Here is a 2,426-nt window from a genome sequence, read left to right as displayed (position 1 = left end):
GGCCGTCGTCGACGAATGTGACGCCGTCGACTTCTCCGATCACCTGGAGCCGGCTGTCCAGCCCGGCGAACCCCTCGGCTGCGGTATGCAGCTTGTCGTCGTCGTCCGCCTCGGGTACTCCCAGTGCCCGCAGGCAGGCGCCGGCGATCAGGGCGTTGCGCCGGTTGTGCAGACCCAGCAGGCCCAGTTGCCGGATCCATTCGCCGTTGGTGCTGCCGTCCGGGCTGCCGCCCGGGCTGCCGTCAGCGCGCACCCATGCCACCCTCGGGCCGAGCAGGCCCCGGTGCGCGCGGATCAGGTCGCTGTCGCCGTTGGCGATGGTCAGATCGGCACCTGGTTGGGAGCAGACGGAGAGCTTGTCGCGAAAGTACGTCTCATGATCATTCTCATGCCACGGCAGATGATCAGGATGCAGCGAGGTGACCGCAACCACCGGCGGGGAGCATGCCAGGTCGGTCGCCTGGTAACTGGACACCTCGATGATCCAGAAGTCGTAGTCGCCGCCGACCAGCGGATCCTGTGGCGGCACGCCGATGTTGCCCCCGACCAGGCACCGGTAGCCGAACCGGGTCAACAGGTGCCCGGCAACCGCCGACGTCGTGCTCTTGCCCTTGGTTCCCGTCACGCAGACCACCTTCGACCGGTCTGCATCGACGAGCCACAGCCCCACCCCGCCGACCACGGGAATACCGAGCCGTCCGAGGTGCCGCACGGTCTCGCCGTACCGCGAGATTCCAGGCGCCTTGATGACGACATCGCAGTGGGTGAGCGCGTCGAGGCCGCCCTGCGCTGTCACCAACAGCGGGCGGCCGTCGATGTCGGTCCGGGCGGGGGCGTCGTCGACGAGCACCGGCTCGATCCCCCGCGCGAGGCAGGCGCGCAGGTTGGCCTCGCCCTCACGGCCCAGGCCGTAGAGACCGACCGCGCGGCCGCACAGGTCAGACCAGGAGATCGTCGGGCGCATACCGGTCCGGAACGAAGTGTCGGCCGTGCGGGATGAGCAGCTCCTCAGGCGTGGGTTCCCCCGGTAGCGGACCGAGCGCGGCGAGGACGGGTGACGCACCGCGATCACGGCGTCCGGTGGCGAGCAGGGTAGCGACCCGGCACTCGGTGACGTCGCCGACGCACTCCCAGGGCTTGCTGTCCGCGGACAGGCCCAGCAGGGCGCGGAAACGGCCCAGCAGCGCCATGTCAGCCAGTGGTTCACGTCCGGCGAAGACCCGCCGCAGCGTCGGCTCGTCCATGAACGGGGAAAGAATCAGATCGATGAAACAGCACTTGTCGCACGTTCCGCACCAGTGGTCCAGCCGCTGTGCGGGGTCGATGTGGAAGGCGCGGTTACAGCTGCGGAAATGGTCGAAGTACTGCGGCAGCGCGGCGAAACGCCGGGCGATCCAGAGCTCGGTGAACGGGCGCAGCAGAGAAAAATATTCCGGCCGGCCCCCGAAAGTCTCGGCGAGGACCGACCGCAGGGCGGTCTCGAACGCCTCGCCCTTGGAGTACTGGTGATTGATGGAGCGGCCGTCGACCTCGATGGTTCCCACCGACGCCGACCACTCGTTGGACATCACCACGGCGTCCCGCCCGTCCAGGACGGCGGCCATCACGGCGATCGCCGAGAGAATCCCCGTGACCGGCACATGCCCGTTGAGGAAACCGAGCTCCGCCGAGCGCAGCACCTGGTTGTCGATGAGCCGCTCCGCCCGGACCACCGGCAGGCCGGTGGCATCAGCGGCTCGTTCAATGGCCGCAAACCGGTCACCGGGCTGGTTGACGACGAACAGGGCCGGGTCCTTGGCCCTGGGCCGCAACAACTCCACGGTGACGATGGAGTCCACGCCACCGCCGAACGGCACCAGGGACCGGCCCTCGTCCGGGTTGAAGGCCACCGGAGTTTTCCGCGTCAGCGCCGGGCCGACGATCCGCAACTCGGAGAGATCAAGATTGTTGCGGTAGGCGAACTCACCCAGGCCGTCGAGATAGAACTCCTGTAGGAAGGCACGCTCGACATCCGTGACCGCGGTGTCACCGAGATCGATGAGCGGCGGAGCCGCCGACTTGTAGTACGAAACCGCAGCCACCAGGAACACCAGCCGTGCCGCGGCGGCAACGGCAGGCTCGCCCCACGCACCACCGCCGGGGAACGTCACCTCTTCGCGGAACTCCCGCCCGTCGAGGCGGTAGCGGCACACGAGCCGGTTATGGGCAGGATCCATGTCATAGCCGACATAGCGAAAACTTTCCCCGCGCCGGGGCGACCCGTTCACAGGACGTCCTTCCCACGTAGTGCTCCGGGAACTGCGGCCTCCGGCGATGCGCCAGAACCACGATCGCATCGCCTTTGGCCACTTAGTGCTCCGGGAACTGCGGCCTCCGGCGATGCGCCAGAACCACGATCGCATCGCCTTTGGCCACTTAGAGCGACC

The 2,426-nt window shown here is 67.9% G+C and carries 2 protein-coding genes; both read right to left on the bottom strand.

From position 1 onward, the window contains the following. The coding region (locus U9977_RS13380; protein WP_322749574.1) for a Mur ligase family protein at positions 1-964 on the bottom strand (964 nt) is incomplete at its 3' end. Continuing rightward, on the bottom strand, positions 939-2,267 hold the full coding sequence (locus U9977_RS13375; RefSeq protein ID WP_322749573.1) for a hypothetical protein: 1,329 nt from the start codon (positions 2,265-2,267) through the stop codon (positions 939-941). The genes U9977_RS13380 and U9977_RS13375, both read right to left, overlap by 26 nt. Positions 2,268-2,426 lie beyond the last annotated feature (159 nt).

This window comes from Protofrankia sp. Cas8 (assembly GCF_963555845.1).
Lineage (GTDB): Bacteria > Actinomycetota > Actinomycetes > Frankiales > Frankiaceae > Protofrankia.
Note: the sequence above shows the minus strand (reverse complement) of the source record. Positions and strands in the feature narration are given on the sequence as shown.